General features: G+C 71.1%; 14 protein-coding genes and 1 tRNA gene. 2 read left to right on the top strand and 13 right to left on the bottom strand.

Going from position 1 to position 15,035, the window contains the following annotated elements; translation table 11 throughout:
- Positions 1-56: 56 nt before the first annotated feature.
- From OG948_RS21155 to rsmI, 4 genes are all read right to left on the bottom strand, one after another.
- The gene (locus OG948_RS21155; protein WP_406298032.1) at positions 57-953 is read right to left on the bottom strand and encodes a TatD family hydrolase; all 897 of its coding nucleotides are present in this window, start codon (positions 951-953) and stop codon (positions 57-59) included.
- Between the two features lie 3 nt (positions 954-956).
- Positions 957-2,573 carry a methionine--tRNA ligase gene (gene metG / locus OG948_RS21150; protein ID WP_406298031.1) on the bottom strand — a complete coding sequence of 539 codons (1,617 nt, stop codon included), beginning with the start codon at positions 2,571-2,573 and terminating at the stop codon, positions 957-959.
- 87 nt (positions 2,574-2,660) lie between these two features.
- Positions 2,661-3,056 (bottom strand): hypothetical protein, encoded by a 396-nt coding sequence (locus tag OG948_RS21145; RefSeq protein ID WP_406298030.1) that lies wholly within the window; start codon positions 3,054-3,056, stop codon positions 2,661-2,663.
- A gap of 335 nt (positions 3,057-3,391) precedes the next feature.
- Positions 3,392-4,258 carry a 16S rRNA (cytidine(1402)-2'-O)-methyltransferase gene (gene rsmI, locus OG948_RS21140; RefSeq protein WP_406298029.1) on the bottom strand — a complete coding sequence of 289 codons (867 nt, stop codon included), beginning with the start codon at positions 4,256-4,258 and terminating at the stop codon, positions 3,392-3,394.
- 58 nt (positions 4,259-4,316) lie between these two features.
- Here rsmI and OG948_RS21135 point away from each other — a divergent pair, with 58 nt between their 5' ends.
- A complete protein-coding gene (locus OG948_RS21135) occupies positions 4,317-6,053 on the top strand; it encodes a dolichyl-phosphate-mannose--protein mannosyltransferase (protein WP_406298028.1) in 1,737 nt (578 codons plus the stop codon).
- Positions 6,054-6,150: 97 nt separating this feature from the next.
- Positions 6,151-6,726, top strand: a complete 576-nt coding sequence (locus OG948_RS21130) for a TetR/AcrR family transcriptional regulator (protein WP_406298027.1) — start codon at positions 6,151-6,153, stop codon at positions 6,724-6,726.
- A gap of 332 nt (positions 6,727-7,058) precedes the next feature.
- Here OG948_RS21130 and OG948_RS21125 read toward each other — a convergent pair whose 3' ends face one another.
- The 9 genes from OG948_RS21125 to OG948_RS21085 form a co-directional block, all read right to left on the bottom strand.
- A complete protein-coding gene (locus OG948_RS21125) occupies positions 7,059-7,892 on the bottom strand; it encodes an SGNH/GDSL hydrolase family protein (protein ID WP_406298026.1) in 834 nt (277 codons plus the stop codon).
- Positions 7,893-8,187: 295 nt separating this feature from the next.
- A tRNA-Ala gene (locus OG948_RS21120) sits at positions 8,188-8,261 on the bottom strand.
- A 49-nt stretch (positions 8,262-8,310) separates the two neighbouring features.
- The gene (gene glpR / locus OG948_RS21115; RefSeq protein ID WP_406298025.1) at positions 8,311-9,471 is read right to left on the bottom strand and encodes a gephyrin-like molybdotransferase receptor GlpR; all 1,161 of its coding nucleotides are present in this window, start codon (positions 9,469-9,471) and stop codon (positions 8,311-8,313) included.
- A gap of 525 nt (positions 9,472-9,996) precedes the next feature.
- Positions 9,997-10,626 carry a GNAT family N-acetyltransferase gene (locus tag OG948_RS21110; RefSeq protein WP_406298024.1) on the bottom strand — a complete coding sequence of 210 codons (630 nt, stop codon included), beginning with the start codon at positions 10,624-10,626 and terminating at the stop codon, positions 9,997-9,999.
- Positions 10,611-11,297 carry a MogA/MoaB family molybdenum cofactor biosynthesis protein gene (locus tag OG948_RS21105; RefSeq protein WP_406298023.1) on the bottom strand — a complete coding sequence of 229 codons (687 nt, stop codon included), beginning with the start codon at positions 11,295-11,297 and terminating at the stop codon, positions 10,611-10,613. The genes OG948_RS21110 and OG948_RS21105 overlap by 16 nt, the downstream gene beginning before the upstream one ends.
- An 8-nt stretch (positions 11,298-11,305) precedes the next feature.
- A complete protein-coding gene (gene moaC / locus OG948_RS21100; protein WP_406300307.1) occupies positions 11,306-11,773 on the bottom strand; it encodes a cyclic pyranopterin monophosphate synthase MoaC in 468 nt (155 codons plus the stop codon).
- Positions 11,774-12,051: 278 nt separating this feature from the next.
- Positions 12,052-13,272, bottom strand: a complete 1,221-nt coding sequence (glp, locus tag OG948_RS21095; protein ID WP_406298022.1) for a gephyrin-like molybdotransferase Glp — start codon at positions 13,270-13,272, stop codon at positions 12,052-12,054.
- The gene (locus tag OG948_RS21090; protein WP_406298021.1) at positions 13,269-14,195 is read right to left on the bottom strand and encodes a UTP--glucose-1-phosphate uridylyltransferase; all 927 of its coding nucleotides are present in this window, start codon (positions 14,193-14,195) and stop codon (positions 13,269-13,271) included. Before OG948_RS21090 ends, glp begins: the two co-directional genes overlap by 4 nt.
- A gap of 10 nt (positions 14,196-14,205) precedes the next feature.
- Positions 14,206-14,949, bottom strand: a complete 744-nt coding sequence (locus tag OG948_RS21085; RefSeq protein WP_406298020.1) for a GGDEF domain-containing protein — start codon at positions 14,947-14,949, stop codon at positions 14,206-14,208.
- Between the last annotated feature and the right edge of the window lie 86 nt (positions 14,950-15,035).

Raw genomic sequence — 15,035 nt, 5'->3', positions numbered from 1 at the left:
GCACACCGCCGCCCGCCACCCGGTCGTCCGGGTGACGGGCGGTGCGATCGGGGCAACTACGCGGGTGCGAAGGTGCGTTCGGCGTTGGCCGCGAGCGCGGTCGCCAACTCGTCCTCGGTCAGGCCCTTGACCTCGGCCATCGCGCGCACGGTGATCGGTACCAGGTAGGGCGCGTTCGGTCGGCCGCGGTAGGGCACCGGGGTCAGGAACGGCGCGTCCGTCTCGACCAGGATCAGGTCCGTCGGCGCGACCACGAGCGCGTCCCGCAACGGCTGTGCGCCGGGATAGGTCACGTTGCCCGCGAAGGACATCACGTAGCCCAGTTCGGCGCACGTCCTCGCCATCTCCGCGTCACCCGAGAAGCAGTGGAAGACCACTCGTTCCGGTGCGCCCTCCTCGGCCAGGATGCGCAACACGTCCGCGTGCGCCTCGCGGTCGTGGATCACCAGCGGCTTGCGGTGCCGCTTGGCGATCTCGATGTGCCGGCGAAACGACTCCTGCTGGCCGGCCACGCCCTCGTCGCCGGTGCGGAAGTAGTCCAGGCCGGTCTCGCCGATCCCGCGCACGTGCGGCAACGCGGCCAGTCGGTCGATCTCGGCGAGTGCCGCGTCCAGGGCGGCGGCGCCACCCGGCCCGCGGCGCTGCCCGGACCACCCGTCCGGGTCGCCGAGCACGATCCGCGGCGCCTCGTTGGGGTGCAGCGCGACCGTCGCGTGCACCCGCTCGTGCGCGGCGGCCGTCTCGGCCGCCCACACCGACGAGGGCACGTCGATGCCCACCTGGACCAGCGTGTCCACGCCGACCTCGGCTGCGGCCGACAACGCGTCGACGACCTTCGCCTCCTGCAGGTCCAGGTGCGTGTGGGCGTCCCACACGGGCACCGAGAGCGGCTCGGGCGCGGGCGGCGGGGTGGTGTCCCGGGGCCCGCCGTCCCGGCGCTTGCGCTTGCTCAAGGGTCAGGAGTCCTTTTTCTCTTCGAGGCGCGGGAACAGGATCGCGCCCTTGGTGATCGTCGCGCCCGCCGGCAACTGCCCCCAGCGGCCCGAGTCCTGCACGTGCTGCTTGTCCAGCGCGCCCAGGTGCGCCTCGGCGCCGAGCGAGTCCCACAACTTCTGCGCGGTCTCCGGCATCACCGGGTTCAGCAGCACGGCGAGCGCGCGCAGCGACTCGGCCGAGGTGTACAGGATGGTGGCCAGTCGGGCCCGGCCCTCGGGGCTGTCGTCCTTGGCCACCTTCCACGGCTCCTGCTCCGTGATGTAGCCGTTGACCAGCTTCACGTAGCCGAACACCGCGTCCAGACCGGCCTGGAAGTCCAGCGCGCGGACCCGGTCGTCGGCGACCGACACGGCCTCGATCAGCGCGCTGTGCAGCGTGCCCTCGGCGTCCCCGTCCGCGGTGGAGGCGGGCAGCTCGCCGTCGAAGTACTTGCCGACCATGGCCGCCACGCGCGAGGCCAGGTTGCCGAAGTCGTTGGCCAGTTCGGAGGTGTACCGCGCGGAGAAGTCCTCCCACGAGAACGACCCGTCCTGGCCGAACTGGATCGCCCGCAGGAAGTAGTAGCGGTAGGCGTCCACGCCGAAGTGGTCGGTGAGCTGCCGCGGCGAGATGCCGGTCAGGTTCGACTTGCTCATCTTCTCGCCGCCGACCATCAGCCAGCCGTTGGCGAACACCCGGCCGGGCACCGGCAGGCTGTTGGCCATCAGCATCGCCGGCCAGATCACCGCGTGGAAGCGCAGGATGTCCTTGCCGACCAAGTGCACGTCCGCCGGGAAGGTGCCCTCGAACTTCGCCTGGTCCGCGCCGTAGCCGACCGCCGTGGCGTAGTTGAGCAACGCGTCGATCCACACGTAGATGACGTGCTTGGGGTCCCACGGGACCGGGATGCCCCAGTCGAACGTGGAGCGCGAGATGGACAGGTCCTGCAAGCCCTGCCGGACGAACTGGAGGACCTCGTTACGGGCCGAGGCCGGCTGGATGAAGTCCGGGTCGGCCTCGTAGAACTCGAGCAGCCGAGGGCCGTACTCGGAGAGCTTGAAGAAGTAGTTCTCCTCCTTGAGCATCTCCACCGGGCGCTTGTGGATCGGGCACAACTTCTGCCCGTCCTCGCCGTCGAGCAGGTCGCCGGGTGCCTTGTACTCCTCGCAGGCCACGCAGTACGGGCCCTCGTAGCCGCCCTTGTAGATCTCGCCCTTGTCGTACAGGTCCTGGACGAACTCCTGGACCCGGTCGGTGTGCCGCTTCTCGGTGGTGCGGATGAAGTCGTCGTTGGCGATCTCCAAGTGCTCCCAGAGGGGCTTCCACGCCTCCGTGACCAGCTTGTCGCACCACTCCTGGGGAGTGACGCCGTTCGCCTCGGCCGTGCGCATGATCTTCTGACCGTGCTCGTCCGTGCCGGTGAGGAACCACACCTTCTCGCCGCGCTGGCGGTGCCAACGGGTGAGCACGTCGCCTGCGACGGTCGTATAGGCGTGGCCCAGGTGCGGGGCGTCATTTACGTAGTAAATGGGCGTTGTGACATAGAACGCCTTCTCGCGCTCGCCCGCAGTGTGTTCAGTGGTTCCAGTGGCCGCCATACCCGGAATCCTACGGCCGACGCGACGGCGCCCGCCCCCGAGTATCCGCGGGAGCGGGCACCGGCGGGCCCGCGGCCCGGATGAGGCTCAGGCGGAGCGGTGCAGGGACGGCAGGTGCCACCGGGAGGCCCCGCGCGCGGCGGGCACCTTGGCCGGCTTGTCGGCCTTCACGGTCGCGACCGGCTTGGCCGACTTGGCCGACTTGACCGACTTGACCGACTTGGCCGACTTGACCACGGCCCGGGATCCGGTGACCGACGCGACCCGGCCCGCCGGGAGTATCCGCAGGCGGGTGCCGTCGCAGTGCTCGCACGCGGGCTTGGTGAACGGGGACGGGACCAGCGCCCCCATCGAGTAGTACCGGCACAGTCGCGTTCCGTGCAGATCGGTCGCGTGGTGGATCTCGTAGTCGCGCTCCCATCCGCGACCGCAGGACATGCAGACGAAGGCATAGGACTCGTGCACCACCGTCGGGTTCTCCATGACGACCTCCTCGCGCGGGCGAGCCCACCGACTCGTTCAGGGGCTTCCCGTGACCGGTATCCATGGAATGCCCGCGAGGCGCCTTCCGTATCGGTACATACGGTTCCTTGACGTCGGCCAACACGGAATATGGAGAACCCGAGAGACTCATCACCCAATCGAGTGCTGTGCCGTACCTGCCCGTTGCACGCGCTTGACCGACCCGGCCGCGACCGGAGCGGGCCGTGCGGGCACGCCGCGTCGCGGACGGCGGACGCGGCACACCGAAGGGTCGCGGTCCGTTGCCGAGCCGTCGCCGAGGGTCGCGATCCGCCGCCGACCGGTCCTTTCGGGTGTCACGCCTTCTTGGCCGCGACCACCGCGTCGAAGACCACCCGCTTGGGCACGCCGACCTCGGCCGCCACCGCCGCGATCGCCTCCTTGCGCGGTTGTCCGGCGGCCTCGCGTCCGGCCACCCGCTCGACCAGCTCGGTCGGGCCGATCTTCGAGGGGTCGGCGGGCGGCGCGCCGGCGACCACGACGGTGATCTCGCCGCGCACCCCCGGCTTCGCCCACTCGGCGAGTTCGGCCAGGGTGTCCCGGCGGACCTCCTCGTAGGTCTTGGTGAGCTCGCGACACACCGCGCCGCGACGGTCGGCGCCCAGCGCCTCGGCCATCGCCGCGAGCGACTCGGCGAGCCGGTGCGGCGCCTCGAAGAACACCATCGTGCGCGGCTCGGCGGCCAACTCGGCCAACCGCCGGGCCCGCTCGCCCGCCTTGCGCGGCAGGAATCCCTCGAAGCAGAACCGGTCCACCGGCAGCCCGGACAGCGCGAGCGCGGTGAGCACCGCGGATGGCCCCGGTACGGCGGTCACCTTGATGTCCTCGGCCACCGCGGCCTCGACCAGCCGGTAGCCCGGATCGGACACCGACGGCATCCCGGCATCGGTGACCAACAACACCCGCTTGCCCTCGCGCAGCGCCTGGACCAGCTCCGGGGTGCGCGCCGCCTCGTTGCCCTCGAAGTAGGACACCACCCGCCCGGGCACCTCGACGCCGAGCGCGCCGGCCAATCTGCGCAGCCTGCGCGTGTCCTCGGCGGCCACCACCGAGGCCGCGCCGAGTTCGACGGCGAGCCGCGCGGGCGCGTCGCTCACGTCACCGATGGGGGTGCCGGCCAGTACGAGTACGCCGCCCTGAGGACTGTGCTGTTCGTGTTCCACTCGGCCATCCTCCCCTTTCGCGCGCCCCGGTTCGCCCGCGCGTCAATACGATGCACGGGTGACGAGTGACGTGGCTACTGATCAGCCGACCCGAAAGCACCCCCCGGAGGGGGATGCGGAGTCCCCCGGCAGCACCGGGGCCGCACGTCCCGAGCCGCGCGGGTGGGCCTGGTCACTGGCCCGATTCGGTTACCGGGACCGACCGCCGACCTCGCTGCGCGAGCGGCTGGTGCCCTCGTACACCGACAACAGCGCGTACACCGGCGGCGGCTGGTTGCCCTGCGTTCTGGTGACCCTGCTGGCCGGCTTCATCCGGTTCTGGAACCTGGGCAGGCCCAGGGCGGTGATATTCGACGAGACGTACTACGCCAAGGACGGCTGGTCGCTGCTCGAACTCGGCTACGAGGGCACCTGGCCCAAGGAGGCCAACGAGCAGATCCTGGCCGGGCAACACGACATCCTGCAGACGCAGGGCTCGTACATCGTGCACCCGCCGATCGGGAAGTGGACGATCGCGCTGGGCGAGCAACTCTTCGGACTCACCCCGTTCGGATGGCGCTTCGCCCTCGCCGTGCTCGGCACGCTCTCGGTGCTGATGCTGTGCCGGATCGGCCGCCGCCTGTTCCGCTCCACGCTGCTCGGCTGCGTCGCCGGACTGCTGATGTCGCTCGACGGCCTGCACTTCGTGATGAGCCGCACCTCGCTGCTCGACCTCGTGCTGATGTTCTGGATCCTGGCCGCGTTCGGATGCCTGCTGATCGACCGCGACGACACCAGGGCGATCGCCGCCCGGCTGTTCGAGTCCGGCCCGGACGCCGCACGCGCGGCCTCGATGAAATTCGGCCTGCGCCCCTGGCGGATCATGGCCGGCATCTGCCTCGGCCTGGCCTGCGGCACCAAATGGAGCGGCATCTACGTCCTCGCCGCCTTCGGCGTGATGACCGTGCTGTGGGACGCCGGCACCCGCCGCGCCTGCGGCGCCCGCCGCCCCTACCGCGCCACACTGCGCCACGACGTGCTGTTCGCGTTCCTGTCCACCGTGCTGGTCGCGCTGATGATTTACATCTGGTCCTGGACCGGCTGGCTGATGACCGACGACGGCTACTTCCGGGACTGGGCCGACCACCGGGCCGGCCTGTCCCCCGGCTCCCTCGACCTCAAGCTCTTCTCCGTCCCGCTGCCGCAATTCGGGATGACGTGGGTGCCGGCGCCGTTGCGCAGCCTGTGGCACTACCACTCGGAGATGTGGAACTTCCACACCGGCCTGGACAGCCCGCACCCGTACCAATCCAACCCGTGGAGCTGGCTGGTCCTGGGCCGACCGGTCGCCTACTACTTCGAGACCGTGCACCAGGGCACGGCCGGCTGCACCGAGCAGGACTGCTACCAGACGGTGCTCGGCATCGGGACGCCGCTGCTGTGGTGGACCGGCGTGATCGCGGTCGGCTACCTGCTGTTCCGCTGGGCCGGCCGCCGGGACTGGCGCGCGGGCGCGATCCTGTGCGGACTCGCCGCCGCGTACCTGCCGTGGATGGCCTACCAGCAGCGGACCATCTTCCTGTTCTACGCCGTCGCGTTCGTCCCGTTCCTGTGCCTGGCGGTGACCATGATGCTCGGCGCGCTGCTCGGCCCACCCGGGGCCGGCGAACGGCGGCGGGCCTGGGGCACGGCGGGCGTGGTCGCGATCATCGCGCTGATCGCGTGGAACTTCCTGTACTTCTATCCGATCTTCACCGGTGAGACGATCTCGCGCAGCGGGTGGCTGGACCGCATGTGGTTCAGCACCTGGATCTAGCGTGTCGACGTCCTGGGCGAAGTCGCCGTCGCAGTCGTCGAAGCCGTTGTCGAAGCCGTTGCCCATGCTGTTGTCGACCCCGAGAGAGGCTGCGCCGGTGTCCGTCGCGCGGGAGCAGGACATACGCAGGCGGGCCATCGACGCGACCCGCGACCTGGCCGCGGCGGGCGGCTACGACAGCGTGCAGATGCGCGACGTGGTCCGCCTGTCCCGGCTCTCCTCGGCGACCATCTACCGGCACTTCTCCTCGAAGGACCACCTGCTCGCGGCGACCCACCTGGAGTGGATCGGCGCGCTGGAACGCAGCGACGCGGCCCGGCCGGACGGCACCGACGCCGCCGAGCGAGTGTGCGCGATCCTGCACAACACGTGCCGGACGATGGCCCGCCACCCTCGGCTCACCGCCGCGCTGATCCACGCGCTCGGGTCGTCCGACCCCGGCGTGGGCGACTGTCATCGCGAGATCAACCGAATCATGAACGACATGTTCCGCACCGCGCTGGGCGACGAGATCACCGGCGCCGACGAGTTCGTCCACCTACTCGGCATCGCCTGGGAAGGCGCCCTCTTCAGCTGGGCCTTCGGCCGCATGACGATGGACGATGTCGAACGCACGGTAACCCGCTCCGCCCGCCTACTCCTCCTGGGCACAGCGGCGGAACCAGCCCCGTAAGCCGAGTCCCGAGAACAACCCTCCCGAAGACCAACCCACACTCGGGTACCCAACCTCATCAGCCCGTCCGGCGTTTGAGGACAACCCAAATCTCGACGAGACCAACGCCCACATGCGAGCACAACCCACTCAGCCCGTCCGGCGCTTGAGGACAACCCGGACGGGCCGGCAATCCCCCTAGGAGGCCTGACGGCTCACGGGCACGCAACCCCATCAGCCCGTCCGGCGTTTGAGGACAACCCAAATCTCGACGAGACCAACGCCCACGTGGGAGCACAACCCACTCAGCCCGTCCGGCGCCTGAGGACAACCCGGACGGGCCGGCAATCCCTCTAGGAGGCCTGACGGCTCACGGGCACGCCAACGGGCGCAACGTCCAGGGGCGCCAACTCCGGCCGCTTCGCGGTGATGTGATCCCCGGACGACTGCCCCCGCAGCCGCCGCCCGATCCACGGCACCAGGTGCTCCCGCGCCCAGTGCACGTTCTCCAGCCGCGCCGCGCCGGCCGTGACCGCGACGTCCTCCGCCGGCCATGGCGCGTCCGGGTCGCCCTCGACGGCCAACCCGAGCGCCCGGCCGACCTTGAGCGCCACCCGGTCGTGCCCCTCGGGCGACAGGTGCAGCCGGTCCTCGCTCCAGGCACGCCGATCGTGCAGCGACGTGAGCCCCCACATGTCCGCGACGGGGCAGTCGTACCGATCCGCGACCACCCGCAACAGCTCGTTGTACGTGGCCACCTTGCCGCGGATCAGCTTCAGCACCGGCACCCAGCGCGTGTCGAACCCGGTGAACACCACGACCCGAGCGCCCGTCGCCGTCAACGCGGCGACCGCCTCCTCGTACTCGGCGGCCAACTTGTCCGGATCGCTCCCGGGCCGCAGCACGTCGTTGCCACCCGCGCACAACGTCACCAGGTCGGGTCGCACCGCCATGGCCAGCGGCACCTGCTCCTCGACGATCTGATGCAGCAGCTTCCCGCGCACGGCCAGATTCGCGTACCGAAGCCCCGGCCGCTCCGTCGAAAGCCGAGCCGCGAACCGATCGGCCCACCCGAGGTAGTTCCCGTCGGGCCCGGGATCGCCGACACCTTCGGTGAAGCTGTCGCCGATTGCCACATAAGAGTTGATTCCGGACAGGTTCCCGTGTGGATTCAATAGCTCGGCCATGTCACCCGATGTTGGCATCGCTCACCTCGCCTACGCGACCGTAATAACCATCCGAACACACCCCGCTACACGCGGCAGCGCCCCGCGCACCTCGCAGCGAGCGCACTCTCTCGGCCAAGCTCGATCAACCGCCGCGCATTCCCGCACCACCGGAAAAGCGACGCAGTTCACCCACTCCTCACCGACCCGTAACCCGATCCCGCACAACTCACCGAGTCCGGACGGGCCTTGCCACGCGTCGGGACTCGGGAACGACGAAAGCCCCGCCGGATTCCGGCGGGGCTTTCATGCTGTGTGGACCTGTGGGGATTTGAACCCCAGACCCCCTCGATGCGAACGAGGTGCGCTACCAGACTGCGCCACAGGCCCAACGAGGAGAAACATTACCACCTCGACGAGGTGGGTCGTGCACGGGTATTCACTCGTTGACGGCCCGGCGCCACTCGTGTTCGTACAGGGGCAGCGAGTCGACGGAGGAGCCGTAGGCGGTACGGGTGTCCTCGGCGTATTGGTCGAACAACGGGGTGGACGGGCGGGCCGACTCGGTCGGCCGGGGGTCCGGGACGGCGTGGATCTGCGGGCGCTCCGGCTCCTGTTCGGCGTCGCCGCGTGGGACCACCGGAGCGGTCACGTAGGTGGGCAGCGGGACCGGTACCGGGTCCCACGAGTCGCGATCGTGCGGGCCGCCGTCGATGGCCAACTCGGCGATCCACTCGGCCAGGGCGGGTTCCTCCGCCTCGCGGTCGCGCCGGCCCCGGACCGAGGCGGAGGCCCCCGAGGCGCCGCCGTTCCCGGCGGAGCCGGTCGGCCCCGAGCGCGGCGCGCGGGCCGCACGCGGGTCGCCGCCGGTCGGCCGATCCGCCGCGCGGGGTTCGGCCGGCGGGCCGTCGGGCGTCTCGCCGGTCTTGGCCCGCGAACGCGCTTCGGCGGCCGAGGGGCTGTCGCCGGGCCCGCCGGACTTGCCCGCGGGTCGGCCCAGTCGGCGCAGCCCCGCCTCGTAGCGACGCCGCTCCTGCACGCGCAGGTGGACGATGTACGCGGAGAGCAGGACGCCGGGCACGGCGGGTAGCAGCCACACCCAGGCGAGCCCGGCCACCCCGGCCAGGATCGCGCCGGCGGTGAAGGTCGCGAACAGGCTCGCGATCACCCGACGGCGCCGGGTGAGCAGCGCGGCCCGGCCCTCGTCGCGGCGGACCGGCGCGGTGGGACGCTTGGCCGCGCCGGGCTTGCCCTTGGCCGAGGACGCCGACCCGGGGGTCGCGGCCGGCTGCGGGGCGGCCTGCGGCGTCGACTGCGCGCCGGGCTTGGCCGGGTGTTGCCGAGCGGCGCGCGGCGGTTCGGCCGGGCCGCGCCGCTCGGGCGCGTCCGTGCCCTCCTCCGCGGATGAAGGGGCCTCCGCGAGCGCACGGGCGGAGCGGCGCTCGAAGGCGCCGCGACGGGAGAGGATCCGGATCGCGGTGGTGAATCGCTCGGTCGGCCGGGCCTCGTTGAGCTCGTCCTGTCGGCGAAGCCACATGGGCACCAGATAGGCAGCCCAGGCCCCCACGATCGCTGCGTAGATCAGGCCGCTGCCGTTCACGCTTCACACGCTAAGCCGGATGGGCGCCGCATCGTCGGATTAGGCACGGTGTGTCGCCCGATCCGCGGTGATGCCCATGTGACGAATGTGACTGCCGAGACGCCCGAGGCGACAAAAACCACCGAACCGTCCGACGCGGCCGAAATCACCAGGAAGCCCGACACCCCCGAATTCGGCGAGAAGCCCGACACAGCCGAAATCACCGGGACACCCGAGATGCCCGGAGCCGGTGTGGCTCCCGAGGCCCCTCGGGCAGCCGTTCTCCCGGGGGCTCCGGGGTCTGCCGAGGTGACACCGCTCATATCTCCGGAAGAGTAGCGAAATCGCAAGATCGATGTGTCGATATGGCGGGATCGACATCGAAGCGATTCACATCGAGGGGTCTCCGCAGGAGTTCCGCTCGAAGGGATTTGCACAGAGTTCCGCTCGCAGGGGTCCCCCACAGGAGTTCCGCTCGCGGGGTTCCCCACAGAGGTTCCGCCCGCGGGAGTTCCCCGCGCACGGATTGCGCTCGACGAGATTCCCCTACCAGGTGAAGCCCCGGCTCTCCCGATAGGCGCGCCACCGCATCAGCAGCCCCTCGGGGACCTCCTCGGCGTTCAACGCGTAGGCGAGGTGATCGCGCCAGTCCCCGTCGATGTGCAGGTAGCGCGGGCGCAGGCACTCCTCGCGGAACCCCAGCTTGTCCACCACCCGCCGACTGGCCCGGTTCTCCGGCCGGATGCACACCTCCAGACGATGCACGCCGAGCCGGAAGAAGCAGTGGTCGGCGACGAGCGCGACCGCCGTCGGCATCACGCCGAGCCCGGCGACCCGCTCGTCCACCCAATAGCCCACGTGTGCCGAGCACATCGACCCCCACGTGATGCCGGCGACCGTGACCTGGCCGACCAGTTGCCCGTCGTACAGGACCACGAACGGCAACATCCGCCCCGCGCCCGCCTCGGCCCGCAGGAAGCGCACCATCTGCCGGAACGTCGGCCGGCGACCGGCCGCCGATCCCGGCGGCACGGTCGCCTCCCAGCGGCGCAGCCATTCGCGATTGCGGGTGTGCACCTCCTGCCACGCGACCGCGTCGCGGGCGCGGATCGGGCGCAGGGTCACCCGGCCCTCGGTGAGCTCCACCGGCCACCCGCGGGTCAGCGCGTGCCCCATGGCGGTTGCTGCGCCCCTCCGTAGCCCCCGCCGCCCTGGAACCCGCCGCCCCCGCCACCGCCCTGGTAGCCGCCGCCCCCGCCGAAGCCGCCCTGGTACCCGCCGCCCCCGGGCGCGGGCTGCTGCTGGCCACCGCCGAAGCCACCGCCGCCACCACCACCACCACCGCCGCCGAATCCGCCGCCCTGCTGGTGGTCGCCGCCCTGGAGCTGTGACACCACGTGCGGCAGCACCTTGGACAGCACGTTGATCCCGTCCTGCGCGCCACCGGGCGAGCCGGGCAGGTTGACGATCAGGCTGCGATAGGTCCAGTGCGAGTCCTGGGTGATCGCGACGCCGGCGATGCCACGCGACAGGATCGAGGTCGGCACCTTGGCGAAGTTCTCCATCCGGATCGCCTCGGCGATGCCCGGCACCTCGTAACTGATCACCCGGCTGGTCATCTGCGGGGTCTGGTCGAACGGGTTGAGCCCGGTCCCCCCGGTGGTGACGATCACGTCGTAGTGGCCCGCGACCGCGTCCCGCAGCGCCTGGGCGACCGGCTCGCCGTCGGGAACCACCTGCGGTCCCCGCGTCTCGAAGCCCAGCGCCTGCAGCCCGCGCACGATCACCGGACCGCTCTCGTCCCCGTAGGTCCCGGCCGCCGCGCGGGTGGACACGGTGATCACCATGGCTCGCATCAGACTTGCCCTCCGTCCCGTTGTGTGGCCCCTGCCCCGGTGTCCCGTTGCCAGTCCCCGGAGGCGCCGCCCGTCTTCTGCTCGACCCGCACGTCGGTGATGACCGCGCCCGGGTCCACTGCCTTGATCATGTCCACGACCGTGAGCGCCGCGACGGAGACCGCCGTCAGCGCCTCCATCTCGACCCCGGTGCGATCGGCGGTGCGCACGGTCGCGGTGATCGCCACCGCGTCGTCCTGCACCGTAAGGTCCACCGCGACGCCGTGCAGCGCGATCGGGTGGCACAGCGGAACCAGGTCGGGGGTGCGCTTGGCGGCCATGATGCCCGCGATCCGGGCGGTGGCCAGGGCGTCACCCTTGGGCACACCCTCGCCCCGCAGGAGTTCGACCACGCGGGGCGACACGAGCACCCGGCCCGAGGCCGTGCCCGTGCGGACCGAGATCTGCTTGGCCGTGACGTCCACCATGCGGGCCGCGCCGGCCTCGTCGAGGTGCGTGAGGTTCTTGGCGCCGCGCGTCAACTTTCCACCCCATACGGTGAGCCCCCCGTGCGGTGGGCGTAGAAGTGCCTTGTGTATCGAACTGTCGAGTGCGTCGAACAGCCGAGTGCGTCGATCCGCCGTGTCGAACTGCCGAGTGCGTCGAACTGCCGTGTGTCGTGCTGGGGCAACGTTAGAGGCACAACGGGGCGGCCCGCATGCGCGGGCCGCCCCGGGCCGGGGATCTCGGCGCTCGATCGCGGCGCTCAGCCGAGCAGCATCACGGACACCTCGGCGCCCTCGGCGACCTCGGTGACGTCGGCGGGAAGGGTGATCAGCGCGTTCGCCCTGGCCAGGCTGCCGAGCAGGTGGGAGCCGGTGCCGCCGACCGGGTCCACGGTGCCCTCGCCGACCCCCGCCGCGGGCGGGGTGTACCAGGCACGCAGAAACTGGCGCTTGCCCTCGGGGGACTTCAGCGCCGCCGAACAGCCGGCCCGCACGATCGGCCGCTCGGTGACCTCGGCCCCCTGCATGCGCAGCAGCGCCGGACGCACGAACACCTCGAACGACACGAACGCGCTGACCGGATTGCCGGGAAGGGTGAAGATCGGCGTCTCGTCGGGGCCGATCACGCCGAAGCCCTGCGGCATGCCCGGCTGCATCGCGACCTTGCCGAACTCGACCGTGCCCAGTTCGGAGAGCACCTCCTTGACCACGTCGTAGGCGCCCGCGCTCACCCCGCCCGTGGTGACCACCACATCGGCCCGGATCAACTGGTCCTCGATGGTGTCGATCAGGATCTTGGGGTCGTCGGGCACGTTGCCGACCCGGTACGCGATGGCGCCCGCCTCGCGTGCGGCGGCGGTGAGCATGTAGCTGTTCGAGTCGCGGATCTGGCCGGGGCCGGTCGGCCGGCCGGGCTGGGTCAGCTCGCTGCCGGTGGACAGGATCACCACGCGCGGCTTGGGCCGGACCCGGATCCGCTCGCGGCCGATCGCGGCGAGCAGGCCGACCTGCGCCGAGCCGACCGCGGTGCCCGCGTCCAGCACCGTCTGCCCGGCGGTGACGTCGCTGCCCCGGCGCCGGATGTACTGGCCGCTCGACGGCGCCCGGGTGATCCGCACCGTCGGCATGCCCGCGTCGGTCCACTCGACCGGCACGATCGCCTCCGCGCCCTCCGGCAGCGGCGCGCCGGTCATGATCCGCGCGCACGTGCCGGACCCGATCGCGATCTTCGGCGCGTTGCCCGCGGCGATGTCGTCGACCACGTCGAGCACCACCGGGTAGCGCTCGCCCGCGTCCGCGACGTCCGCGAGCCGTACCGCGTAGCCGTCCATCGACGAGTTGTCGAACGGCGGCAGGTCGCCGCCGGCGGCGACCTCGTCGACCAGGAGGCTGCCGTGCGCGTCGAGCAGTTGCAGTTCGAGGGGGGCCAGCGGTGCGATCCGTCCGAGGATCCCGGCAAGGTGGTCCTCGACGCTTTTCATCCCTGCATCTCCTCGTTCACGTACTGCCTCAGCCAGGCCCGAAACGCGGGTCCCAGATCCTCACGCTCGCATGCCAGCTTCACGATGGCACGCAGATAGTCGGCCCGGTCACCCGTGTCGTACCGGCGGCCGGTGAACACCACGCCGTGCACGGTGCCGCCGTCGGCGGCTTCGCGACCCGCGAGCACCCGCAGCGCGTCGGTCAGTTGGATCTCGCCGCCCCGACCCGGCGGAGTGCTCTCCAGTACGTCGAAGATCGCCGGGTCGAGCAGATAGCGGCCGATCACCGCGAAGTTGCTGGGCGCGCCGCCCGCCTCCGGCTTCTCCACGAGGTCGGTGACGCGCACCACGCCGGGCTCGGAGGTGCCCGGGGCCAGCGATTCGACCGCCGCGCAGCCGTAGAGGTGGATCTGTGCCGGGTCCACCTCGATCAGCGCCACGACGCTGCCGCCGAGTTCCCGGCGCACCCGCAACATCGTGCTCAGCAGCGGATCGCGCGGGTCGATCAGGTCGTCGCCGAGGAGCACCGCGAACGGCTCGTCCCCCACGTGCGGGCGGGCGCACGACACGGCGTGGCCCAGGCCGCGCGGATCGCCCTGGCGCACGTAGTGGATCGCGGCCAACTCGCTCGACTCGCGGACCAGTTTGAGCCGATCCAGGTCGCCCTTGGCGGCCAGCGCGTGTTCCAGTTCGTACGCCCGGTCGAAGTGGTCCTCCAGCGGGCGCTTGTTGCGACCGGTGACCATCAGCACGTCGGTGAGCCCGGCCGCGACCGCCTCCTCGACCACGTACTGGATGGCCGGCGTGTCCACGACCGGCAACATCTCCTTCGGCGTGGCCTTCGTCGCCGGCAGGAAGCGGGTGCCCAGGCCGGCGGCGGGAACAACGGCCTTGGTGATGTGGAACGAACGACGCGCATGCATGGCTCGCACACTAACGGGTGAGGTCGCCCGGGGTCCCGTTGAGCCCGGCGATCGGACGCTTGTCGCCCGGCGGTCCGCCCCCGGCCGGGTCCGGGCCGCAGAACCGGTCGCCGCCCGCCCGCTTGGCCCGACCCAGCGCCCGATCCGCGGCCCGCAGCAGGGTCGCGGAGTGGGTGCCGTCGCCGGGCAGTACGGCCGTGCCGATGGCCATGGTCAGCCGGACCGGGTCGGTCGCCGCGCCGAACGTGCCGCGCCGCACGGCGTAGCACAGCCGTTCGGCGACCTTGGCCGCGCCGGCCGCGTCCGTCTCGGGCAGCAGGATCACGAACTCCTCGCCGCCGTACCGGGCGATCGTGTCCACCTGGCGGATCTCCAGGGCGAGCCGCTGGGCCACCTCGCGCAGCACCGCGCTCGCGCCCTGGTGACCGTGCCGTTCGTTGACGTCGCGGAAGTGGTCGAGGTCGAGCATGAGCAGCCCGAGCGGCCGGCCGAACCGGGTCGCGCGCATCACCTCGCGGTCGAGCACGAGTTGCAGGTAGCGGTAGTTCCACACGCCGGTCAGCGGGTCGGTCACCGACAGCCGTTCCAACTCGGCGCGACTGAGTTCCAGGCGGGTGACCTCGTGCCGCAGTTCGGGAAGTTCGTTCCCCGCGATCGCGCGCAGCCGACGCACGGCGACCGCCAGCGAGCCGACCGCCACCGAGAGCGCGCCGACCAGCAGGATGATCAGGAGGCGTTCGAAAGTCAGGGCCATGCGGGATCCGGGTCCGGTGCGGTGGCGCGAACTGTGTCGATTGCGCGGACTCCTTCGGTAACCCGTCCAAACACGTCATTCAGGGA

Source organism: Embleya sp. NBC_00888 (assembly GCF_045207655.1).
In the GTDB taxonomy this organism is placed as follows: domain Bacteria; phylum Actinomycetota; class Actinomycetes; order Streptomycetales; family Streptomycetaceae; genus Embleya.
Note: the sequence above shows the minus strand (reverse complement) of the source record. Positions and strands in the feature narration are given on the sequence as shown.